18 protein-coding genes are annotated in these 21,570 nt (G+C 69.1%); 6 read left to right on the forward strand and 12 right to left on the reverse strand.

The genetic code is table 11. The annotated features are described in order from the left end of the window. Nucleotides 1-130 precede the first annotated feature (130 nt). Entirely contained in the window at nucleotides 131-1,663 is a 1,533-nt protein-coding gene (locus AB7M35_RS06725; RefSeq protein ID WP_453958278.1) for an acyl-CoA carboxylase subunit beta, read from the forward strand. 440 nt (nucleotides 1,664-2,103) lie between these two features. Here the strand turns inward: AB7M35_RS06725 and cysQ are convergent, their stop codons facing one another. Both cysQ and ligA read right to left on the reverse strand, forming a co-directional pair. Next, nucleotides 2,104-2,916, reverse strand: a complete 813-nt coding sequence (gene cysQ / locus AB7M35_RS06730) for a 3'(2'),5'-bisphosphate nucleotidase CysQ (protein WP_453958280.1) — start codon at nucleotides 2,914-2,916, stop codon at nucleotides 2,104-2,106. Nucleotides 2,917-2,959: 43 nt separating this feature from the next. After that, a complete protein-coding gene (gene ligA / locus AB7M35_RS06735) occupies nucleotides 2,960-5,116 on the reverse strand; it encodes an NAD-dependent DNA ligase LigA (protein WP_453958282.1) in 2,157 nt (718 codons plus the stop codon). Between the two features lie 149 nt (nucleotides 5,117-5,265). Here ligA and AB7M35_RS06740 point away from each other — a divergent pair, with 149 nt between their 5' ends. Together AB7M35_RS06740 and AB7M35_RS06745 are read left to right on the forward strand one after the other, a co-directional pair. After that, nucleotides 5,266-5,841, forward strand: a complete 576-nt coding sequence (locus AB7M35_RS06740) for a YceI family protein (protein ID WP_453958284.1) — start codon at nucleotides 5,266-5,268, stop codon at nucleotides 5,839-5,841. A gap of 130 nt (nucleotides 5,842-5,971) precedes the next feature. Continuing rightward, a complete protein-coding gene (locus AB7M35_RS06745; RefSeq protein WP_453958286.1) occupies nucleotides 5,972-6,544 on the forward strand; it encodes a cytochrome b in 573 nt (190 codons plus the stop codon). 52 nt (nucleotides 6,545-6,596) lie between these two features. Here AB7M35_RS06745 and recN read toward each other — a convergent pair whose 3' ends face one another. The 3 genes from recN to lpxC all read right to left on the reverse strand — a co-directional run bounded on the left by recN (nucleotide 6,597) and on the right by lpxC (nucleotide 10,465). Then, on the reverse strand, nucleotides 6,597-8,264 hold the full coding sequence (gene recN / locus AB7M35_RS06750) for a DNA repair protein RecN (RefSeq protein WP_453958289.1): 1,668 nt from the start codon (nucleotides 8,262-8,264) through the stop codon (nucleotides 6,597-6,599). Nucleotides 8,265-8,449: 185 nt separating this feature from the next. Further along, a complete protein-coding gene (locus AB7M35_RS06755; RefSeq protein ID WP_453958291.1) occupies nucleotides 8,450-9,262 on the reverse strand; it encodes an outer membrane protein assembly factor BamD in 813 nt (270 codons plus the stop codon). 279 nt (nucleotides 9,263-9,541) lie between these two features. After that, complete coding sequence (gene lpxC / locus AB7M35_RS06760) at nucleotides 9,542-10,465, reverse strand: UDP-3-O-acyl-N-acetylglucosamine deacetylase (RefSeq protein WP_453958293.1); 924 nt, start codon at nucleotides 10,463-10,465, stop codon at nucleotides 9,542-9,544. Between the two features lie 247 nt (nucleotides 10,466-10,712). On the opposite strand from lpxC, the gene AB7M35_RS06765 reads away from it, so the two are divergent. Genes AB7M35_RS06765 through arsH form a run of 3 tightly spaced genes read left to right on the forward strand, consistent with a single transcriptional unit; the run spans nucleotide 10,713 to nucleotide 12,838 of the window. Then, nucleotides 10,713-11,027, forward strand: coding sequence for an ArsR/SmtB family transcription factor (locus AB7M35_RS06765; protein WP_453958294.1), 315 nt, complete (start codon nucleotides 10,713-10,715; stop codon nucleotides 11,025-11,027). A gap of 54 nt (nucleotides 11,028-11,081) precedes the next feature. Continuing rightward, a complete protein-coding gene (locus tag AB7M35_RS06770) occupies nucleotides 11,082-12,131 on the forward strand; it encodes a permease (protein WP_453958296.1) in 1,050 nt (349 codons plus the stop codon). After that, nucleotides 12,128-12,838 carry an arsenical resistance protein ArsH gene (gene arsH / locus AB7M35_RS06775; protein WP_453958298.1) on the forward strand — a complete coding sequence of 237 codons (711 nt, stop codon included), beginning with the start codon at nucleotides 12,128-12,130 and terminating at the stop codon, nucleotides 12,836-12,838. The genes AB7M35_RS06770 and arsH overlap by 4 nt, the downstream gene beginning before the upstream one ends. A gap of 217 nt (nucleotides 12,839-13,055) precedes the next feature. Here arsH and ftsZ read toward each other — a convergent pair whose 3' ends face one another. From ftsZ to murG, 7 genes are all read right to left on the reverse strand, one after another. Further along, nucleotides 13,056-14,873: a cell division protein FtsZ gene (gene ftsZ / locus AB7M35_RS06780; protein WP_453960647.1), complete on the reverse strand. Its 1,818-nt coding sequence runs from the start codon at nucleotides 14,871-14,873 to the stop codon at nucleotides 13,056-13,058. Nucleotides 14,874-14,971: 98 nt separating this feature from the next. Continuing rightward, nucleotides 14,972-16,297 (reverse strand): cell division protein FtsA, encoded by a 1,326-nt coding sequence (gene ftsA, locus AB7M35_RS06785; protein ID WP_453958299.1) that lies wholly within the window; start codon nucleotides 16,295-16,297, stop codon nucleotides 14,972-14,974. Next, nucleotides 16,294-17,133, reverse strand: a complete 840-nt coding sequence (locus tag AB7M35_RS06790) for a cell division protein FtsQ/DivIB (RefSeq protein WP_453958300.1) — start codon at nucleotides 17,131-17,133, stop codon at nucleotides 16,294-16,296. Before AB7M35_RS06790 ends, ftsA begins: the two co-directional genes overlap by 4 nt. Next, the gene (locus tag AB7M35_RS06795) at nucleotides 17,130-18,050 is read right to left on the reverse strand and encodes a D-alanine--D-alanine ligase (RefSeq protein WP_453958302.1); all 921 of its coding nucleotides are present in this window, start codon (nucleotides 18,048-18,050) and stop codon (nucleotides 17,130-17,132) included. The genes AB7M35_RS06790 and AB7M35_RS06795 overlap by 4 nt, the downstream gene beginning before the upstream one ends. A gap of 2 nt (nucleotides 18,051-18,052) precedes the next feature. Beyond that, nucleotides 18,053-19,015 (reverse strand): UDP-N-acetylmuramate dehydrogenase, encoded by a 963-nt coding sequence (murB, locus tag AB7M35_RS06800; protein WP_453958304.1) that lies wholly within the window; start codon nucleotides 19,013-19,015, stop codon nucleotides 18,053-18,055. Further along, nucleotides 19,012-20,430 (reverse strand): UDP-N-acetylmuramate--L-alanine ligase, encoded by a 1,419-nt coding sequence (murC, locus tag AB7M35_RS06805; protein ID WP_453958305.1) that lies wholly within the window; start codon nucleotides 20,428-20,430, stop codon nucleotides 19,012-19,014. The genes murB and murC overlap by 4 nt, the downstream gene beginning before the upstream one ends. After that, nucleotides 20,427-21,557 (reverse strand): undecaprenyldiphospho-muramoylpentapeptide beta-N-acetylglucosaminyltransferase, encoded by a 1,131-nt coding sequence (murG, locus tag AB7M35_RS06810; RefSeq protein WP_453958306.1) that lies wholly within the window; start codon nucleotides 21,555-21,557, stop codon nucleotides 20,427-20,429. Before murG ends, murC begins: the two co-directional genes overlap by 4 nt. Between the last annotated feature and the right edge of the window lie 13 nt (nucleotides 21,558-21,570).

Consider the following 21,570-nt stretch of genomic DNA (forward strand, 5'->3'; position numbering starts at 1 on the left):
TCGAATGCATCGGGCCCGACCAATGGCGCTCGTTGCACGCCGATGGCGTCGAGGCGCTTCTGTCCGCGCTGCCCCCGTGCTATGCGCGAAGACGTGGCGTGTCGCCGCGGTGTCTGGGAGGACCTTACCTGTGAAGGAAATACTCGGCGAACTCGAAGCGCGGCGCGCGGTGGCGCGGCTGGGCGGCGGAGAGGCCCGCATCGCGGCCCAGCACAAGCGCGGCAAGCTGACCGCCCGCGAGCGGCTGGAAATCCTCCTCGACGAGAACTCGTTCGAGGAGTTCGACATGTTCGTCGAGCACCGCTGCACCGATTTCGGGATGGAGGAAACCAAGTTTCCGGGCGACGGCGTCGTCACCGGCTGGGGCACCATCAACGGCCGCACCGTCTACGTCTTCGCCAAGGATTTCACCGTCTTCGGCGGGTCGCTGTCGGAAACCCACGCCCAGAAGATCGTCAAGATCCAGGACATGGCGGTGCGCAATCGCGTGCCGATCATCGGCCTGTTCGATGCCGGCGGCGCCCGCATCCAGGAAGGCGTGGCGGCCCTCGGCGGCTATGGCGAGGTGTTCCAGCGCAACGTGCTGGCTTCCGGCGTCATCCCGCAGATCTCGGTCATCATGGGCCCCTGCGCCGGCGGCGACGTCTACGCACCGGCCATGACCGACTTCATCTTCATGGTGCGCGACACCAGCTACATGTTCGTCACCGGACCCGACGTGGTGAAGACCGTCACCAACGAGACGGTGACGGCGGAGGAGCTCGGCGGCGCGTCGATCCACACCACCAAGTCGTCGATCGCCGACGGCGCGTTCGACAACGACGTCGACACGCTGCTGCAGGTCCGCCGCCTCATCGATTTCCTGCCGGCCTCCAACGTCGCCGACATTCCCGAGATCGAGACCTACGACGACCCGGAGCGCATCGACGCCTCGCTCGACCGACTGATCCCGGACAATCCGAACAAGCCCTACGACATGCGGGAGCTGATCCTGAAGGTCGTCGACGAGCGCGACTTCTTCGAGATCCAGGAGAGCTTCGCCAAGAACATCCTCACCGGCTTCGGCCGCATGGAGGGCCGCACCGTCGGCATCGTGGCGAACCAGCCGATGCTGCTCGCCGGCGTGCTCGACATCGACGCCAGCCGCAAGGCGGCGCGCTTCGTCCGCTTCTGCGACGCCTTCTCGATCCCGATCGTCACCTTCGTCGACGTGCCGGGCTTCCTGCCGGGCACCGCCCAGGAGTATGGCGGCCTCATCAAGCACGGCGCCAAGCTGCTGTTCGCCTATGCCGAGGCCACCGTGCCGAAGGTCACCTGCATCACCCGCAAGGCCTATGGCGGCGCCTACGACGTGATGGCGTCGAAGCATCTGCGCGGCGACCTGAACTATGCCTGGCCGACGGCGGAAATCGCGGTGATGGGTCCGAAGGGCGCCGCCGAGATCCTCTATCGCTCGGAACTGGGTGACAAGGAGAAGATCGCCGGCCGCATCGCCGATTACGAGCGGCAGTTCGCCAACCCGTTCGTCGCCGCCGAGCGCGGCTACATCGACGAGGTGATCATGCCGCACTCGACCCGTCGGCGGATCAGCCGGGCGCTCCGCCTCCTGCGCAACAAGACGCTGGAGAACCCCTGGAAGAAGCACGACAACATCCCGCTGTAGGGCGGGGCCGATCGCGCCTCACGCCGGCTGCGCGCTGCGCATCGGCTGCGGCTGGGCGGCTTTGATCCGCTCACGCCGGACGAGCTGCGCTCGCGGCTCCGCAAGGGCGGCCTCCGCCGGCGCGCCGGCGCGCGCTGGCTGTCGAGTGCCGGACAGCCCAGGTCCCTTGCTCCGCTCATCCCCGCGAAGGCGGGGATCCATGGGGCCTGTCGGCGGCTTCCGGAGGCGATCGGTTCCCTCACCGCGCAAGCCCCAAACTCCGCTCATTCCAGCGAAGGCTGGAAGCCAGTTGCCGAGGCTGCCACAGACCGCAATGGAGGAGGACGCACCCGGCAGGGGCTGCACTCATCCCCAGGAGACGGAACGAACGGCGTGCGCCGAGCCGGACAGCCCGACCTCTCCGGATTGCCCTCTCGGTCAGCCCGCGACCGCGTCCCGCCTCAGCCCGCCAGCAGCCGCTGATCGACGGGCTGGCCCGATGCCAGGAACGACGGGTTGAGGAAGTCGGCCACGCCCGCCCGGCCCCGCTTGCCGTAGGTGAGCGGAACGCCGTCGAAGGTCGTGCAGAGGCCGCCGGCAGCCCGCAGCACCGCATCGCCCGCCGCCGTATCCCATTCCATCGTCGGACCGTGGCGGGGATAGAGATCAGCCTCGCCCGCTGCGATCCGGCAGAATTTCAGCGACGAGCCGGCCGAGACGATGTCCGCGGCGTTCACCCGCGCGATGAAGGCATCGGTTTCGGCCAGGCGATGCGAGCGGCTGGCGAGCACGGTCGGCCCCGCGGCCGGCACGGGGCGCACGGCGATCGGTCGCCGGTCGGCGATGGCGCCGCCCGCGATGCGCGCGGCGAATGCCCCCTCCCCGACGGTTCCGACATAGGCCTCGCCCTTCACCGGTACGGTGACGATGCCCCACACCGGCGCGTGGTCGACGACCAGCGCGATGTTCACCGTGAACTCGCCGTTGCGCCGGATGAACTCCTTGGTGCCGTCCAGCGGATCGACCAGGAAGAAGGTGCCGCCGGTCTCCGGCACCCGGCCGGCGGCGGCCTCCTCCTCGGCGATCACCGGGATCTCCGGCGCGATCGCCCGCAGGTCGCGCAGGATGATCGCCTCCGCCGCCCGGTCGGCCTCCGTCACCGGCGAGCCGCCCTCCTTCGTCTCGACGGTCGTTCCGGCGGCGTAGAGCCGCAGGATCGCATCTCCCGCCTCGATGGCGGCTGGCAGCAGGTCGGTCGCGCGGAGCCGCGTCATGGCAGGCCGTCCTTTCCTCGGAGAGTTGCCGTCGCGGGCGCGTTCACAGCCCGTCCACGAGGGCGATCCATTCGTCCTCGTCGAGGATCTGCAGCTTCAGGTCCTGCGCCTTCTTCAGCTTGGAGCCAGCACCGGGACCCGCCACCACGATGTCGGTCTTCGCGGAGACCGAGCCGGACACCTTGGCGCCCAGCTGCTCGGCCCGCGCCTTGGCCTCGTCGCGGGTCATCTTCTCCAGCGTGCCGGTGAACACGATGGTCTTGCCCGCGACGGGCGTGTCGACCTCCCGCCCGGCGTCGTCCTCGGGCGTCACCTCCTTGAGGAGCGCCTGCACCACGTCGACGTTGTGCGGCTCGGCGAAGAACTCGGCCAGCGCCTGGGCCACCGTTTCCCCGATGCCGTCATGGGCTACCAGCTCGTCGTGGGCGGCCGTCTCGCCCTTCGCCAGGCCCTCCATCGCCGCCTCGAACGCCGACCAGCTGCCGTAGGCTTCCGCCAGCATGCGGCCGGTGATGTCGCCGACGTGACGGATGCCGAGGGAGAAGATGAAGCGCCTGAGCGCGATGGTGCGGCGACTGTCGATTGCCTCGAACAGCTTCTTGACGGAGGTGGCGCCCCAGCCCTCGCGGTCCTTCAGCTTCTTCAGGCTGTCGCGGTCGCGCGCCTCCAGCGTGAAGATGTCGGCCGGCGTGCGCACCAGGCCGTCCTCGTAGAACGCCTCGATCTGCTTGGCGCCGAGCCCCTCGATGTCGAAGGCGGCGCGGGACACGAAGTGCCTCAGCCGCTCGACCGCCTGGGCCGGGCAGACGAGCCCTCCGGTGCAGCGGCGGACCACGTCCTCCTTGCCGGTGCGCGGATTGATGTCGCGCACCGCGTGGCTGTTGCAGACCGGGCAGCGGGTCGGGAATTCGTAAGGCACCGAATCCTTGGGGCGGTGCTCGGCGAGCGCGCGCAGCACCTGCGGGATCACGTCGCCGGCGCGCTGGACGACCACCGTGTCGCCGACCCGCACGTCCTTGCGGGCGATCTCGTCCTCGTTGTGCAGCGTCGCGTTGGAGACCACGACCCCGCCGACCGTCACCGGCTCCAGCTTCGCAACCGGGGTCAGCGCGCCCGTGCGCCCGACCTGGATCTCGATGGCGTTGAGCACCGTCGTCGCCTGCTCGGCGGGAAACTTGTGGGCGATGGCCCAGCGCGGCGAGCGCGAGACGAAGCCCAGACGACGCTGGTAGTCGAGCCGGTCCACCTTGTAGACGACGCCGTCGATGTCGTAGCCGAGCCCGGAGCGGCCCTCCTCGATCTCGTGATAGACCGCGATCAGCTCCTCGACCGTGGTGCAGCGCCGCATCAGCGCGTTGGTCTTGAAGCCCCACTCCTTGAACAGGGCGACCATCTCCAGCTGCGTCTCGCGCGGCAGCGACGGGATCTCGCCCCAGGCATAGGCGAAGAACTTCAGCGGACGGCTCTCCGTCACCTTGGGATCGAGCTGGCGCAGCGAGCCCGCCGCCGCATTGCGCGGATTGGCAAACACCCGCCCGCTGTCTGCCTGCATGCGCTCGTTGAGGGCGCGGAAGTCGGCGTGGGTCATGTAGACCTCGCCGCGCACCTCGACGACGTCCGGCGCGCCGTCGGGCAGCTCGACCGGAATGTCGTCGATGGTCCGGGCGTTCTGCGTCACCGCCTCGCCGACCACCCCGTCGCCGCGTGTCGCGGCCACCGTCAGGCGGCCGTTCTCGTAGCGCAGGTTGAGCGACAGCCCGTCGATCTTGGGTTCCGCCGTGATCGCCAGCTCGTCGTCGGCGCCCAGTCGCAGGAAGCGGCGGATGCGGGCCGCGAAGTCGGCGACGTCCTCGTCGGAGAAGGCGTTGTCGAGGGAGAGCATCGGCACGGCATGGCGCGCCTCGGCGAACGCCTCGCTCGGCGCCGCCCCCACCGTCTGGCTCGGGCTGTCCGGCGTCACCAGGTCCGGGAACGCCGCCTCGAGCGCCTGCAGGCGGCGTCGCAGGGCGTCGTACGCGGCGTCGGAGACCGTCGGCGCGTCCTTCTGGTAGTAGCGCTTGTCGTGCGCGCGGATCTCGTCGGCCAGGCGTGCGTGCTCCTCGGCCGCCTCGACGGCCGTCAGAGTGTCGACGCGCCCGGTCGGGGTGTCGTCGCCTTCGGATGTGTCTGCCGACTTCGCCACGTTGAGCTCCGAACTCATCACCCTTTTGCGATCTGTCTCGCACAATTTGCCCATTCCCGCGACTGTCGTCAGAACGCGAACAGCCTGTTTCCCACGGGCGGGTTCACACCGGCGACGAAACGCCCACCTTGCGGTCTTGTTCGCAACTGCAACAGGAGTGCAGCCGCATGCTGATCCGCACCGTCGCCCTGGCGACCACCCTCGCCCTTTCCCCCGTGGCCGCTTTCGCCGACTGGCAGATCGATCCGTCCCACACGGCAGTCGTCTTCGAGGTCGAACATTTCGGCTACTCCGACGTGACCGGCGTGTTCCCGACGGTCGAGGCCACCATCGACAGCTTCGATCCGGAAAACCTCGACACCGCGCAGTTCAAGGTCACCCTCGACGCCACGGCGCTGACCACCTTCTGGGGCCCGCGCGACGAGCACATCAAGGGCCCCGACTTCCTCGACGTCGCCAAGTTTCCCGAGATCACGTTCGTCTCCACCTCGGTGAAGACCACCGGCGACGGCACCGCCGACGTCAGCGGCGACCTGACCATCAAGGACGTCACCAAGCCGGTCACCTTCAAGGCGACCGTCAACAAGATCGGCGAAAGCCCGGTGATGCCCGGCACCGACGTCGCCGGCTTCACGCTGACCGGCGAGATCGACCGCACCGCCTTCGGTGTGGACACCTACGCGCCCGCCATCGGCGCCATCATGCCGGTGACCATCAACGTCGAGCTGAACAACAAGAGCTGATCCCGGCTCGCTTCCCGTCCGGGCCGCACCGGTCCGGACGGGAAGACCCGTTCCAACCGATCGAAGTCGCCTCTCCCCCTGGCTCCGGCGCCGCCGGCCCCGGGCGGACCGCAGGCACGGGACACCTCCCATGAAGACGAGAAACACGACCGAGAGCTGGGGCTGGCCGGCGCGCGTCCTCCACTGGTCGATCGCCGCGCTGATCCTCTTCCAGCTCGGGCTCGGCCTCTACATGACCGATTTCGTGCCCGACCTGTCCGAGCAGTTCAAACTCTTCCAGCTCCACAAGAGCTGGGGCTTCGTGGTGTTCTGCCTGGCCGTCATCCGCGTCGCCTGGCGGCTCGCCAACCGCCGCACGCCCCATCTGCCCGCCGGCACGCCGCGCTGGCAGGCGATCGCCTCCCATGCGAGCCACGGCCTGCTCTACCTGCTCATCCTGGTGATGCCGCTGTCGGGCTGGGTGATGTCCGCCGCCTCGCCCACCCAGGACTACCTCGGCATCCAGAACATGGTGTTCGGCGTCTTCGCCATGCCGGATCCGTGGGTGCCCGGCGTGCGCTGGATCGCCGACGCGGCCAAGGAGATCCACGAGCTCAGCGCCTGGGCGATGATCGCCATCCTGGCGCTCCACCTGGCGGCGGCGCTCAAGCATCACGTCATCGACCGCGACACCGTCCTCAAGCGGATGAGCTGGGGCGCCTAGAAGCTCCCGACCCCGCCTCGGCCGGGCCCGCCTTCAGGACAAACCTGCAGGCTCAGGCCTCCGCGCCCATGAGCTTGGACGCGGCGGCGCGCGCCTCGTCGGAAATCGTGGCGCCTGAGAGCATCCGGGCGATCTCCTCGAGCCGGTGCGGCCCCTCGATCAGCCGCACCCGCGTCGCCACCTGGTCGCTCGCAAGCGGCTCCTTGGCGATCAGCATGTGATCGGCCGCCCGCGCGGCCACCTGCGGCGCGTGGGTGACGGTCAGCACCTGCACGGTGTCGGCGAGGCGCGCGAGGCGCTTGCCGATCGCCTCCGACACGGCGCCGCCGACGCCGGAATCGATTTCGTCGAATACCAGCGTCGGCGCCGAGCCGCGCCCGGCCAGCGACACCTTCAGCGCCAGCAGGAAGCGCGACAGCTCGCCGCCGGAGGCGACCTTCATCATTGGCCCCGGCCGCGTGCCCGGATTGGTCCGCACCCAGAACTCGATCTGGTCGATGCCGTCGGCGCCGCCACCCTCGTCCCCGGTCTCGATGCGCACCTCGAACGCCGCCCGCTCCAGCTTCAGCGACGGCAGTTCGTCGGCGACCGCCTTCTCCAGCGTGCGGGCGGTCTCGGCCCGCGCCTCCGAGAGGTGCTGCGCGGCGGCGCGATAGGTCGCCACCGCCGCCTCCACGGCCTTCGCCAGCCCCGCCAGGCGCTCCTCGCCGGCGTCGAGATCGGCGAGGTCGGCCGCCATCCGGTCGCGCAGCGCCGGCAGCTCGTCCACCTGAACCTGATACTTGCGCGCCGCCGCCCTCAGCGCGAACAGCCGTTCCTCGGTCTGCTCCAGCACCCGCGGATCGAAGTCGGTGCGGGCGATCGCCTCCTGCAGCGAGGCGCGCGCCTCCTCCAGGTCGTCGAGGGCCCGACCGAGCGCGTCGGCCGGCACCTGCAGGATGTCCGGCGCGCTCTCCGCCTTGCGCGACAGCCGCCGCATCAGGCTCGACAACGTCGGGATCGGCGACGCCGGCCCGTCGAGCTCGGCGAACGCCTCGCTGAGGTCGCCGGCGACCTTCTCCACCTGCATCATCTGCTGGCGCCGGTCGGCCAGCGCCGTCTCCTCGCCCGGTTCCGGCTCCAGCGCCACCAGTTCGGCCACCGCATCGCGCAGGAAGTCCGCCTCGCGCCGCGCCGCCTCGATCCGGCTTTCGTGCTCGGCGAGCGCCCGTTCCGCGTCGCGCCGTGCCTGCCACGCCGCCCGCACGGTGCGCACGTCGGCGGCGAGCCCGCCGAAGGCGTCGACCAGGTCGCGATGCACGGCCGGATCGATCAGCGCCCGGTCGGCGTGCTGGCCGTGGATCTCCACCAGCGCCCCGCCGATCTCCTTCAGGAGACCGATGCTGACGGGCTGGTCGTTGACGTAGGCCTTGGAGCGTCCGTCCGCCGACTGGACCCGGCGCAGGATCAGGTCCCCGTCGGTGTCGATGCCATTCTCCTCCAGCCGCGCCAGCAGCGGGTGCACCGGGCCGACGTCGAACACCGCCGTCACCTGGCCCTGGGCGCAGCCGTGACGGACCAGCGCCGCGTCGCCGCGCGCACCGAGGGTGAGGGAAAGGGAATCGAGGAGGATCGACTTGCCGGCGCCGGTCTCGCCGGTCAGCACGGTCAGGCCCTCGGAAAAGTCGAGGTCCAGGCGGTCGATGAGGACGATGTCGCGGATCGAGAGGCGCGTCAGCATGTCGATGCACCGGCCACTAGAGCATGTCCCGTCCGGCCGACATCGGTCCGAACGGATCGGCAAGGCCAGGGCGGCGGATCCGGAGTCCTTGCCGAAGGGTCAGGCGGGCCCGCCCGATCGCCACGCCAGGCTGCGTCGGGCGGCCGATACGGCGCGCGATCGTCCGCGCGCCGGCATGCGTCGTGTCAGAGGAGCTTGATGCCCTCGAAGGCGCGGCTGATCCAGCTCTGCTTGTTCTCGCTCGGCTCATACCCGCCCGTCTTCAGGAGAGAATAGGCATCCTTGTACCACCGGGAGTCCGGGAAGTTGTGACCCAGCACCGCGGCGGCCGTCTGCGCTTCGGGAACGATTCCAATAGCATAATAGGCTTCGGTCAGCCGGAACAGCGCCTCTTCGATGTGGCGCGTCTGCTGGTACTGCTCGACCACCACGCGGAACCGGTTGATGGCGGCGAGATAATCCTTCCGCTCCAGATAGTAGCGGCCGACGTCCATGTCCTTGCCGGCCAGCTGGTCCCGGGTGATCTGGATCTTGTGGCGCGCGTCGTTGGCGTATTCCGAATCGGGGTAGTTGCGCACCAGCTCGTCCATGGCGGCGAGCGCCTTCTGGGTCATCGCCTGGTCGCGGCTGATCTCGGGGATCTGACGGAAGTAGGAGTTGGCGATGATGTACTGGGCGTACGGCGCGTCCTCGTGGCCCGGATACAGCGCCAGGAAGCGCTGGGCGGAGTTGATCGCCTCTTCGTAGCTGCCGCGCTGGTAGTAGGCGTAGGCCAGCATCACCAGCGATTTGCGGGCGAACTCGGAATAGGGATGCAGGCGGTCGACTTCCTGCAGCTTGACCATCGCCTGCTTGTAGTCGCCGTCGTTCAGGAGAACGAGCGCTTCGTTGTAGAGCTGGTCGGCCGGAACGTCCTGGAACGCCAGCTTGTCGGTGTCCTTGGACGAACACCCGACCAGCATCAACACGGCCATCACGGCAAAGACGCTACGCTTCATAAGCCGAAAACTCGCTCCGTCGCCATTCGCTTCGCTGCCCGCCCGGATCCGGAAGGCCGCCATCTGCGCCTGATCCGCTCCCCGGGGGATTCGGACCGGCCGCGCGAGACCATACCCAACCTGGCTCGCCGGATCATCCCCACCCGTGCACGATCGGCGCATCGGATGAAGCGATCGATCCGGCGGACACAAAAAGGCCAGCACCCGGCAGGAAATCACCGGACAGGTGCTGGCCCCAGATTTGAGCAGAACTGTGGCGGACGGGCCCGGGAGGCGCCGTTAGAGCGCCAGCTCGCGAACCATCGCCGGATATTCCGGCGCGGCCACGACCGGAGCGGGAACCAGCTCGTAGGCGGAGCTGTCCGACATCAGCGCCCGGACCATCTGATAGTTGAGGCGGTGTCCGCCCTTGTAGGACCGGTACAGGCCGAGGATCGCGTGGCCGGCAAGCGCCAGATCGCCCACGGCGTCGAGCGCCTTGTGGCGAACGAACTCGTCCGGCCAGCGGGTGCCGCCGGCGTTCATGACCCCGTCGCCGTCGATGGCGACCGCGTTGTCGAGGGACGACCCGCGCGCGTAGCCCATCTTCCAGAGCGCCTCGACCTCGTGGAGGAAGCCGAAGGTCCGCGCCCGCGCCAGTTCCTTGCGGAACACGCCCGGGGTCAGGTTGAAGGCCATCGACTGCGCGCCAATGATCGTGCCGTCGAAATCGATGTCGATCTCGAAGCGCGGCATGTCGTGGGGAAGCAGCTCGGCGACAGAGCCGTTGATCTCGACGCGAACCGGCTTCAGGACGCGAATCATTCGGCGGCGCTGGTTCAGCGGATAGACGCCGGCAAGATCGAGCTCCTCGACGAACTCGGCCGCGCTGCCGTCCATGATCGGCAGCTCGGGACCGTCGATCTGAACGAGGGCGTTGTCGATGCCGAGGCCGCGGAACGCGGCCATCAGGTGCTCAATGGTGCCGATGGTGCGGCCGTCGGCGCCGGCCAGCATGGTGCACAGCTCGGTCGCGGCGACCGACTGCCAGACGGCCGGAACGGCCGGTCCGACGCCATCATCGGTGCGCTGGAAACGGATGCCGGTGTCGGCTTCGGACGGAAGGATGGTGATCGTGACGGGCGCGCCGGAGTGCACACCGATGCCAGTCAGCTCCACCGACCGAGCGAGGGTGGTCTGGAGGGCTGAATCGTGATGCACCATTAGAACGCCTTGCTGCCCAAACGAAGCGGGCTCTCGGGAAGGCCGTTCCAATCGGGAGGAATCGGTTCGGCCGTCAGAACTGAACGGCCAGAACCTAGCGACGGTTCTACTGAGAACGGAATCAAGCTCTGTTACGGAATGTAACGTGGTGGAAAAAGGGTAACCGGCGGGCCGCCGGCGGGCAGGTCCGCGCGGCATATCGTGGCATATATTGACATAACCAGTTTAATCGTTTCTTTTGTCTCCCATGATCACAAGCGCGTCTGTCGCCCGCTCCCTCGCCGCCCTCGGCCACGAAACCCGGCTGGACATCTTCCGTCTGCTCGTCCGGGCGGGCAATGACGGCCTCAACGTCGGCGAGATCGGACGCCATCTCGCCATGCCGGCGTCGACCCTCGCCCACCATCTGGGCGGGCTCGTCGATGCGGGCCTGGTCATTCAGGAGCGGCGCGGCCGGCAGATCGTCAACCGCGTGGACTACGCGGCCATGCGCGAAACCTTGTCGTTCCTGTCTACCGAATGCTGCACCGGGGTCAGGCGGATCGGTGAAACCGCCGCCTGAGTAGAACCCCCTTTTTTCGGATAATAAAACGATTATTCTAGGGATATCGTTCTGGTGGAAAGTCCCCTCACCCTCCGTCCGCTCGTGTCCGAACGGCTCCATCGGCTGCAGCACGTCGACCGGGTCTGGCTCGTCTCGGCCGCGATCCTGGCGGGGCTTGTCCTGTTCGAACCCGCCCAGGCAGCCGAGAGCACCGGGTTCACCCTGCGCAACCTCGTGGAGATCGCGCCCTATCTGCTGATCTCCGTCGGCTTTGCCGCCCTCGCCGCGGCGACTGGCGCAGACGGCCTGATCGGACGCGCCTTTGCCGGATCTCCGCTGGCGATGATCCTGATGGCGACCCTCGCCGGCGCGGTGTCGCCGTTCTGTTCGTGCGGCGTCATCCCGTTGATCGCCGCGCTCCTGGTGATGGGCGTTCCGCTCTCGGCCGTGATGGCCTTCTGGCTGGCGTCGCCCGTCATGGACCCTTCGATGTTCCTTCTGACGAGTGGCGTCCTCGGCATGGAATTTGCGCTCGCCAAGACGCTGGCCGCGATCGGCCTCGGCCTGTTCGGCGGGCTTGCGGTCCACCTCCTGGCGCGCGGTGGCAGGCTCGATGATGCGTTGCGCGACGGGGTCGGAAACGGCGGTTGTGGAGGCGCACGGGTCCGCGCGCCGAAGCCGGTGGTCTGGCGCTTCTGGACAGACGGCCGGCGTCGCGAGACGTTCTGGCGGGAGAGCGCCAGGAGCGGCCTGTTTCTCGCCCGCTGGCTGACGCTTGCCTTTCTGCTGGAGAGCCTCATGCTCGCCTGGCTGCCGGCCGATCTGATCGCCCGTACGCTCGGCGGAGACGGCGTGCTGCCGACTTTGACCGCGACGCTCGTGGGCGTTCCGGCCTATCTGAACGGCTATGCCGCGCTGCCCCTCGTCGGCGGCCTGATGGGACAGGGGATGGACCCCGGCGCCGGATTGGCCTTCCTTGTCGCTGGAGGCGTCACCTCGCTGCCGGCCGCCCTTGCCGTCTGGGCTCTGGTCAGGCCCCCGGTCTTCGCGCTCTATCTGGCGCTGGCGCTGTGCGGCTCGTTCGCCTCGGGCATTCTGTTTCAGCTCTGGAGCACCTCTTGATCGACCTCCCGAACATCGCCCCCGACAGCCTGCATGCGATCGACCCGGCGTGCTATGCGAGCGCCGACGATCCCGGTCATCCGCCCCGGATCCTGCTTCTGTACGGCTCGCTCCGCCAGCATTCCTATTCGCGCTTTGCCGTCGAGGAAGGCGCGCGGCTGCTCAACTGGTTCGGCGCCGAGACCCGCATCTTCGACCCGCATGGCCTGCCGCTGCCCGATGGCGCAGAAGCCGGTCACCCCAAGGTCGCCGAACTGCGGGAGCTCGCCCGCTGGTCGGAGGCGATGGTCTGGTCGAGCCCGGAGCGCCATGGCGCCATGTCGGCCGTGCTCAAGGCCCAGATCGACTGGATCCCGCTGTCGCTCGGGGGCGTCCGCCCAACCCAGGGCAAGGCGCTGGCCATCATGCAGGTCTGCGGCGGATCGCAAAGCTTCAACGCCGTCAATCAGATGCGCGTCCTCGGACGATGGATGCGGATGGTGACGATCCCCAACCAGTCCTCGGTCGCCAAGGCCTGGCAGGAGTTCGACGATCACGGACGCATGCGTCCGTCGCCGTTCTACAATCGCATCGTCGACGTGATGGAGGAGCTGTTCAAGTTCACGCTGATGGTGCGCGGACGGTCGCCCGCCCTGACCGACCGCTACTCCGAGCGCGTCGAGAGCGCCGAGGCGGCGTCCAGGCGCGTCAACCAGCCTGGGATCTAGAGCATTTCCCGTTCAGATCGAAACGATCTGAACGAAGAGGAATTGCTCAAGGGTTTGAATCTGGGGCCATTTCTTATCGATCAGGTGTACCCACCTGATCGGAAAAGGCTCAAAGCGACCGGGCCGGGATCGGCCGCCACCCGAAATGAAAAGGGCCGCCGATGCGATCATCGGCGGCCCTTTTCATTTGTCTGGCATCAGTCCCGCCGAGGCGGGATCAGGTTGCCTGGCGGCGGAGGAAGGCCGGGATTTCCAGCTGGTCGTCCTCGGTGTAGCCGCGCGTGGCGGGCCGGGTGCGCGCCTCGGGCTCCTGGCCCGACGGGCGGGGCCGGCGGTAGCTCTCGCCCTGCGGCCGTGCCTGGGGGGCGCGGCGGGAGAACTCGGTGCCGTCGGCGCGACGCTGCTGGGGCTCGCGGGCCTCCTCGCGGACCGGCTGACGGGCGGCCGGCTGCTGCGGAGCGGCCTGCTGCGCGACCGGCTCCTCGCGGGGCCGCTGGGCCCGCGGCATCGGCTGGTCGGCGACACCGGTGTCCTCGTGCTCTTCCTCCTCGCGGCGGCCAAGGCCGTTGGCGAGACGGCGGAGCAGACCCATCGGCCGGCGATCGTCGGCCTCGGCATGTTCGTCGCGACGGCGCGTCTCGCGCGGCGCGACCGGCGGGAAGTCCTCGACCTCGGGCATGCGGGGCATCCGGGTCGGGGCGGCGGGGTTCTTGTCGGCCCGCGGAGCGACCGGCTCCATCGGCACCTCGGCGACGTGGAGATCCGCGTCGTCCATGTCCTCTTCGACGTAGGCGTCCTCGGCGAACGCGACGCCCTCTTCCTCGATGAACGCATCGGCGTCGTCGGCGAGGAAGTCGTGGTCGAGATCGCTCTCGTCGGCCCAGCCGGCGGGCGCGGCGTTGGTGCCGAGGTCGGCGGCGACGGCGGAGAGCGCCGTTTCCGGAACCGCGGTCGCCTTGGCGCGGGCGCCCTGGGCGGAACGCGCGCCCTGGGTCTGCGGACGCAGGCGATCCGACAGGGCCACCACGCGGTCGCCGTTGTCTTCGTGATCGCCGGTCTGCTCGAACGGCTTGTCGATGCCGGTCGCCACGACCGACACGCGCATCATGCCTTCCATGGTCTCGTCGAAGGTCGCGCCGAAGATGATGTTGGCGTCGGGGTCGACCTCCTCGCGGATGCGGGTGGTGGCCTCGTCGACCTCGAACAGGGTCAGGTCGTAGCCGCCGACCACGGAGACGAGCAGCCCGCGGGCGCCCTTCATCGAGGTCTCGTCGAGGAGCGGGTTGGAGATCGCGGCCTCGGCGGCCTGCATGGCCCGGCCCTCGCCCGATGCCTCGCCGGTGCCCATCATCGCCTTGCCCATGCCGCGCATGATCGAGCGGACGTCGGCGAAGTCGAGGTTGATGAGGCCTTCCTTCACCATCAGGTCGGTGATGCAGGCGACGCCGGAGTAGAGCACCTGGTCGGCCATCGCGAAGGCGTCGGCGAAGGTGGTCCGCTCGTTGGCGATGCGGAAGAGGTTCTGGTTCGGGATCACGATGAGCGTGTCGACGTGATGCGACAGCTCCTCGATGCCGGAGTCCGCGAGCCGCATGCGGCGGTGGCCCTCGAACTGGAAGGGCTTGGTCACCACGCCGACGGTCAGGATGCCCTGGTCGCGGGCGGCCCTGGCGATCACCGGAGCGGCACCCGTGCCCGTCCCGCCGCCCATGCCGGCGGTGATGAAGGCCATGTGCGCGCCGGACAGATGGTCGGCGATCTCGTCGATCACCTCTTCCGCGGCGGCCCGGCCGACATCCGGCTGGGAGCCGGCGCCGAGACCCTCGGTGACGGCGATGCCCATCTGGATGATGCGTTCGGCCTTGGACAGGGCGAGCGACTGGGCGTCGGTGTTGGCGACCAGGAAATCGCAGCCCTGCAGGCCGGCCTGGATCATGTTGTTGACGGCATTGCAGCCTGCGCCGCCGACGCCGAACACCTGGATGCGCGGCTTCAACTCGGTCAGGTCGGGGGTCTTAAGGTTAATCGACGGCATCACACCCTCACTGTTCTTTTCCGCTCCGCCGCTCTCGCGGTCCGTGCTCGCCAAGTCCCACTCGGCGCCGAAATCGTTGTCGTAGTCGTTGCCCATCATCAGAAGCTGTCCCTCAGCCAGCGTCCGACCCGCGAGAAGTATCCGTCGGTGCCAGTCATGGCGAAGGCCGACGGCCGCTCGGAGCCGGAGGTGTCGAGGACGGCGACTTGTGGGAAGATCAGAAGTCCGACGACGGCCGAGAAGGATGGTCCCTTCGCGGCTTGCGGAAGGCCCGCGATACCGAGCGGCCGGCCAAGCCGGACGCTGCGGCCGAAGACCGACCTCGCGACGTCGAGGAGCCCGGTCAGTTGGCTGCCGCCGCCCGTAAGAACGATTCGCCGACCGACCCGGCTCGAACATCCGGACGCGACCAGTCGGTCGCGCACGAGTTCGAGGATTTCCTCCGCCCGCGGCCGGATGATCCGGTTGAGCGCGGCACGGGGGATCTGCAGCGGAGCACCGCCGTCTTCTTCGCCCACGGGATGGATCGTGAGCATGTCGTGGTCGTCGCTGGAGACCGAGAGGCAGGTCCCGTGCAACGTCTTCAGCCGTTCGGCGTCGTCCAGGCGGATCGACAGGCCGTTGGCAATGTCCAGGGTCACGTGGTGGCCGCCGATGGCGATTGCGTCCACGTGGAGCAGGCGACCGTCGCCGTAGACGGCGATCGACGAGGTGCCGCCGCCGATGTCGACCACCGCCGCGCCGAGTTCCGCCTCGTCGTCGACAAGGGTGGAGAGGCCGCTGGCATAAGGGGTCGCGACCATCGCCTCGACGTCGAGGTGGCAGCGGTTGACGGTCAGTCCGAGATTGCGCTGGGGAGCTTCGTCGGAGGTGACGACGTGGACGTCGACGCCGAGCCGTCGGCCGACCATGCCGCGCGGATCACGAATGCCGCGCTGGCCGTCCAACGTGTATCCAATCGGCAGCGCGTGCACGACGGAGCGTCCTTGTCTCACCGAGTGCGTGCTTCCGGCCGCCAGAACCTTCCTGATATCGTGATCGCTCACCGACTCGCTGGTGAGATCGACTTTGGCAGTAAAGGTTTCGCTGCCCAACCGTCCGCACGTCTGGGTCAGGATAAGTGATTCGACCGTAACTCCGGCCATTCTTTCTGCGGCGTCCACCGCGAGACGGACGGCGTGCTCGGCGGCGTCGAGGTCGACGACAACGCCGGACTTGATCCCCCGGGCCCGCTGGTAGCCGTAGCCGACCACCTCGATGGAGTGGGAACGGCCGGGCATCACCTCCTCCGGAGGCCGCGGCTTCAGCCGCGCGATCAGGCAGGCGACCTTGGTCGAGCCGATGTCCAGGACCGTGACGATCGAGGCGCGCCGGTTGGACAGGCGCGGGCCGTCCTGGCCGCGGTGAGGCAGGAAAAGGCTCATATGGCTGCCTCCCGGCGGACCTTGCGCGGAGATCCCCCCTTCGCGTCCACCGCGAGGGCTTCCTCCGTCGGCCGGATGGCGATCCGGTCCTTGAGGCGAACGTCGATGGAAACGATGTCGCGATCGAACAGCTGCTCGCGCCGGTCGATCTCGACCAGGTTGGCGAGCGTGTCGCGGGCGTCGTTCTCGGGAAGCCGGATCTGCACGCCGTTGGCGAGCACCAGGTCCCAGCGCCGTCCGCCCACGTAGACCGCGGCGCGGGTGCGCGCCTTCAGCTCGGGGAAGCCGGCCAAAAGCGTCAGGATCGAATCGACCTGCTCGTTGGCATCGGCGCCGACCAGCAGCGGCAGTCCGGCGAAGCGGACGTCGTAGCCGTCGGCGAGCACCTTGCCGTCGCGGTCGATGACCGACAGCACGCTGCCGGTCTGCCACAGGGCGGCGGCGGAGCGCTCCTTGATCTCGACGTAGACCGAGCCGGGGTAGGTCTTGCGGACGGTCGCCTCTTCGATCCACGGCAGCGACACCAGCCGCTCGCGGGCCTCGTTGGCGTCGACGGAAAGGAGCGATGATTCGGGGCCGATGCCGAGGGCGGCGAGGATCGCGCTCTCGGACGTTTCGCGCTGCCCGTCGAGATGGACCTGGGAGACGCCGAAGCCGATGGCGCTGCCGGCGGCGTCCAGCACCGTGTTGGTGTGGCCGCCGTAGCTCACGCCGGCGCCGACCGCGACGGCCAGCAGGCCGAAGGCACCGAGCGTGCCGAGCCCGAACGCGCGGGTCGGCTTGCGCTCGAGGCGGCCCCCCGTGCGTCGTCCCTTTCGGCCTGTCCGTGCATTCATCGACGGCAACTCGCGTCCTCCACCAACCAGCTCACCAGCCGCTCGAAATCGTAGCCCGCGTGGGCGGCCATTTCGGGCGCGAGTGACGTTTGCGTCATGCCGGGCTGGGTGTTCACTTCGAGACAGATCAACGTCTCTGTCGCGTCGTCGAACCTGAAGTCGGCCCGCGACACTCCGCGGCACCCGAGCGCCCGATGCGCTTCAAGGGCCAATCTTTGGACTTGTTGGTAAATATTTGGTTTAAGTTCTGCCGGAAGGATGTGTTTTGACCCGCCTGGCAGGTATTTAGCGTCGTAATCGTAAAATCCCTGCCCCGCCGTCACGATGTCGATCACCCCGAGCGCCTCGTCGCCCAGCACGGCGCACGTCAGCTCCCGCCCCGGGATGTAGCGCTCGACCATCACCGCCTCGCCGAAGGTCCAGTCGTCCCGGTAGAGCTCCTGCGGCGGATGGGTGGCGCCCTCGCGCACGATGATCACCCCGAAGCTCGATCCGTCGGCCACCGGCTTGACCACGTAGGGCGGCTCCATGACGTGGGTCTTGGCCGCCACGCTGCGCTCCACCAGCTGGTGCACCGTCACCGGCACCCCCGCCGCCGCCAGCACCGCCTTGGCCTTGTCCTTGTTCATGGCGAGCGCCGAGGCCATCACCCCGGAGTGGGTGTAGGGGATGTCCATCACCTCCAGGATGCCCTGGATGCAGCCGTCCTCGCCGAACGGCCCGTGCAGGGCGTTGAAGGCCACGTCAGGGCGCAGCTCCGCCAGCCGGGCAGCGATGTCGCGCTGCACGTCGACGCGCGTCACGCGGTAGCCCGCACGCTCCAGCGCGTCGGCGCACTCCTTGCCCGAGGACAGGCTGACCGGCCGTTCCGCCGACCAGCCGCCCATCAGCACCGCAACGTGGGATCCAGCCGGCATCGTCAGTGCTCCGTGAACGGGGTGAATTCGGGAACGGTCAGTCCGTTCGGCCAGCGGCCGAGGCGCTTGATCTCCCAGTCGAGCCGCACGCCCGAGGTCTCCAGCACCCGCGCCCGCACGGTCTCGCCCAGGCGTTCCAGGTCGGCCGCCGTGGCGCCGCCCGTGTTGATCAGGAAGTTGCAGTGCAGCTCGGAGACCTGCGCGCCGCCGATGGCGAGCCCGCGGCACCCGGCCGCGTCGATCAGCTGCCAGGACTTGCCGCCCGGCGGGTTCTTGAACGTCGAGCCGCCGGTCCGGCTCTTCACCGGCTGCGTCGCCTCGCGGCTCTCGGTGATTGTCTGCATCTCCGCCAGGATCGTCGCCTGGTCGCCCGGCTCGGCCTGGTAGAGCGCCTCGGTGAAGATCAGGTCGCCCGGCGCCTCGGAATGGCGGTAGGCGTAGCCGAAGTCGGCGTTCGACAGCACGTGCACCCGGCCCGCCCGGTCGACGGCGCGCGCCTCGATCAGCCGGTCCTTCGTCTCGCCGCCATAGGCGCCGGCGTTCATCCGGAGCGCCCCGCCGATCGCGCCGGGAATGCCGCGATAGAACGCCAGCCCCTTCAGGCTCGCGTCGGCGGCGACCTTGGCCACCTTCACGTCCGGCGCCGCCGTGCCGGCGCGCACCCGGTCGCCCTCGACGGAAATCCGGCCGAAGCCGCGCGCCGACAGCCGCACCACCACGCCGGCGATGCCGCCGTCACGAATCAGAAGGTTGGAGCCCAGCCCGATCGGCAGCACCGGCACCTCGGCCGGCAGCGCCGCCAGGAACGTCGCCAGATCGTCCTCGTCGGCCGGCTGGAACAGGAGCTCCGCCGGTCCGCCCACCCGGAACCACGCGATGTCGGCGAGCGCGCGGTCCGGTTCCAGGACCCCGCGGATCTCCGACCGTGCCGCTCCGAGCGCGTCGAGGATGTCGGCTCCGCTCATGCGCCACCCTTCGGCGAAAGCGCCTCGAGCTGGCCCGGCAGCGCCTGCGCCCACTGGGTGATGGATCCGGCGCCGAGACAGACGACGAAGTCGCCCGGCCGCGCGATCTCCGCGATCAGGCCGGCCAGGTCCTTCGGATCGTCCAGCGCCATCACCTGGCGGTGGCCGCGGGTGCGCAGGCCGGCGATCAGGCCGTCGCGGTCGGACCCGGGGATCGGGGTCTCGCCGGCGGCGTAGACGTCGGCCACGATCACCGCGTCGGCGTCGTTGAAGCAGGCGCAGAACTCGTCGAACAGCGAATGCAGCCGGGTGTAGCGGTGCGGCTGCATCACCGCGATCACCTTGTGCTTGGTCGAGGCGCGCGCCGCCTTCAGCACCGCGGCGATCTCCACCGGGTGGTGGCCGTAGTCGTCGAACACGTCGACGCCGTTCCAGGTGCCGGTGTGGGTGAAGCGGCGCTTCACGCCGCCGAACGCCTTCAGGCCGGCGCGGATGGCATCCGCGCCGATGCCGAGACGGTCGGCGACGGCAATCGCGGCGGTGGCGTTGGAAACGTTGTGCAGCCCCGGCATCGGCAGCACCAGGTCGGCGAGCGTCGCCTCCCGGCCGGTGACGCGGTCGTAGAGGTGCACGTCGAAGCGGCTGGTGCCGCGGTCGGACGTCACGTCGGTGAAGCGCACGTCGGCCTGCGGGTTGGCGCCGTAGGTGATCATCCGCCGGTCCTCGATGCGGCCGACCAGCGACTGCACCTCCGGATGGTCGAGACACATCACCGCGAACCCGTAGAACGGCACGTTCTCGACGAACTGCAGGAACGCCTCGCGCTCCTTCTCGAAGGTGCCGTAGTGGTCGAGGTGCTCGGGGTCGATGTTGGTGACGATGGCGATGTCGGCCGGCAGCTTGACGAAGGTGCCGTCGGACTCGTCCGCCTCCACCACCATCCACTCGCCGCCGCCGAGCCGGGCGTTGGTGCCGTAGGTGTTGATGATGCCGCCGTTGATGACCGTCGGGTCGAGCCCGCCGGCCTCCAGCAGCGTCGCCACCAGCGAGGTGGTTGTGGTCTTGCCGTGGGTGCCGCCGACCGCGATCGACTGCTTCAGCCGCATCAGCTCCGCCAGCATTTCCGCGCGCCGCACCACCGGCAGCAGCCGGGCGCGCGCCGCCATCAGCTCGGGATTGTCGCGCTTCACCGCGGAGGAGACGACCACGACGGTGGCGGCGCCGAGATTGGCGGCGTCATGGCCGATGTGGATCTCCACGCCGCGGTCGCGCAGGCGCTTCACGTTGGCGTTCTCGGCGATGTCGCTGCCCTGCACGGTGTAGCCGAGGTTGGACAGCACCTCGGCGATGCCGCTCATGCCGATGCCGCCGATCCCGACGAAGTGAACCGGTCCGATGTCGGTTGGCAGCTTCATTGTGTCGTCCCTTTTTCCTGGTCGCCGACGGCGGGCGCGAGGCCGGCCACGGAGGCGACGAAATCGGCGAGCCGCGCGGCCGCGTCGGGCTGCGCCATGGCCTTCGCCGCGTCCGCCGCCTTGGCAAGCCGCTGCGGCGCGGCCGCAAGCGCCGCGATTTCCTGCGCCAGCCGGTCCGGCGTGAACTCCGTCTGGTCGATCTTCCATCCCCCGCCGGCGGCGGCGAATGCGATGGCGTTTTCCCGCTGGTCCTGGTCCAGCGCGTTCGGAAGCGGCACCAGCAGGGCCGGACGACCGATGGTCCCGAGCTCGGCGACGGTGGAAGCGCCCGACCGCCCGATCACCAGGTGCGCAGCGGCGATGCGCCCCGGAAGATCGGAGAAAAAAGGCGCGAGTTCGGCGGCGACGCCGGTTTCCGCGTAGGCGGCGCGCACCGCCTCCAGGTCCTCCTGGCGGCACTGCTGGACGATCGACAGCCGGCGCCGGAGATCCTCGGGAAGCTGCGCCATCGCCGGCGGCAGGATCTCGGAGAAAACCCGCGCGCCCTGGCTGCCGCCGAACACCAGAAGGCGGAACGTGCCGTCGGCGTCGGGGATCGCGTAGGGCGTCGCGGCGGCGGCGATGACGTTGGGGCGCACCGGCATTCCGGTGTGGACAGGCTTGTCGGCGCCGCTCGCCAGGCCGCGCGCGTTGGGAAATGCGACGGCCACCTTGGCGAAGCGCGACAGCAGGCGATTCGCCCGGCCGAGCACCGCGTTGGCCTCGTGCACGATGGCGGGGCGCCCGAGCATCCGGGCCGCCAGGATCGGCGGCAGCGTCGGATAGCCGCCGAAGCCCACCACCGCGGCGGGCTTCGCCCGGCGGATGATCCCGGCCGACTGCATGAACCCCGCGCCCAGCCGCGTCATCGCACCGGCCATCGCGGCGGGCGACATGCGCGTGGTCGCCGACGATGAGGAGACGACGTGCATCTCGCGGGCCGGAAACGTCGCCCGGTAGGGCTCCGCGCGTTCGTCGGTCACCAGCTCGACGGCGAAACCCCGGCGGCCGAGCTCGTGCGCCAGCGCCTCGGCCGGGAACAGATGCCCGCCCGTGCCGCCAGCCGCCAGGAGGATCGTCGCGCCCATGGTCTCTCCGCCC

The organism is Amorphus suaedae (assembly GCF_053629675.1).

Excerpts from the sequence above, each read along its gene's own strand:
- cysQ (WP_453958280.1), bottom strand. The coding sequence starts at position 2,916 with ATGACGCGGCTCCGCGCGACCGACCTGCTGCCAGCCGCCATCGAGGCG.
- ligA (WP_453958282.1), bottom strand. The coding sequence starts at position 5,116 with ATGAGTTCGGAGCTCAACGTGGCGAAGTCGGCAGACACATCCGAAGGC.
- AB7M35_RS06740 (WP_453958284.1), top strand. The coding sequence starts at position 5,266 with ATGCTGATCCGCACCGTCGCCCTGGCGACCACCCTCGCCCTTTCCCCC.
- AB7M35_RS06745 (WP_453958286.1), top strand. The coding sequence starts at position 5,972 with ATGAAGACGAGAAACACGACCGAGAGCTGGGGCTGGCCGGCGCGCGTC.
- recN (WP_453958289.1), bottom strand. The coding sequence starts at position 8,264 with ATGCTGACGCGCCTCTCGATCCGCGACATCGTCCTCATCGACCGCCTG.
- AB7M35_RS06755 (WP_453958291.1), bottom strand. The coding sequence starts at position 9,262 with ATGAAGCGTAGCGTCTTTGCCGTGATGGCCGTGTTGATGCTGGTCGGG.
- lpxC (WP_453958293.1), bottom strand. The coding sequence starts at position 10,465 with ATGGTGCATCACGATTCAGCCCTCCAGACCACCCTCGCTCGGTCGGTG.
- AB7M35_RS06765 (WP_453958294.1), top strand. The coding sequence starts at position 10,713 with ATGATCACAAGCGCGTCTGTCGCCCGCTCCCTCGCCGCCCTCGGCCAC.
- ftsZ (WP_453960647.1), bottom strand. The coding sequence starts at position 14,873 with ATGCCGTCGATTAACCTTAAGACCCCCGACCTGACCGAGTTGAAGCCG.
- ftsA (WP_453958299.1), bottom strand. The coding sequence starts at position 16,297 with ATGAGCCTTTTCCTGCCTCACCGCGGCCAGGACGGCCCGCGCCTGTCC.
- AB7M35_RS06790 (WP_453958300.1), bottom strand. The coding sequence starts at position 17,133 with ATGAATGCACGGACAGGCCGAAAGGGACGACGCACGGGGGGCCGCCTC.
- AB7M35_RS06795 (WP_453958302.1), bottom strand. The coding sequence starts at position 18,050 with ATGCCGGCTGGATCCCACGTTGCGGTGCTGATGGGCGGCTGGTCGGCG.
- murB (WP_453958304.1), bottom strand. The coding sequence starts at position 19,015 with ATGAGCGGAGCCGACATCCTCGACGCGCTCGGAGCGGCACGGTCGGAG.
- murC (WP_453958305.1), bottom strand. The coding sequence starts at position 20,430 with ATGAAGCTGCCAACCGACATCGGACCGGTTCACTTCGTCGGGATCGGC.
- murG (WP_453958306.1), bottom strand. The coding sequence starts at position 21,557 with ATGGGCGCGACGATCCTCCTGGCGGCTGGCGGCACGGGCGGGCATCTG.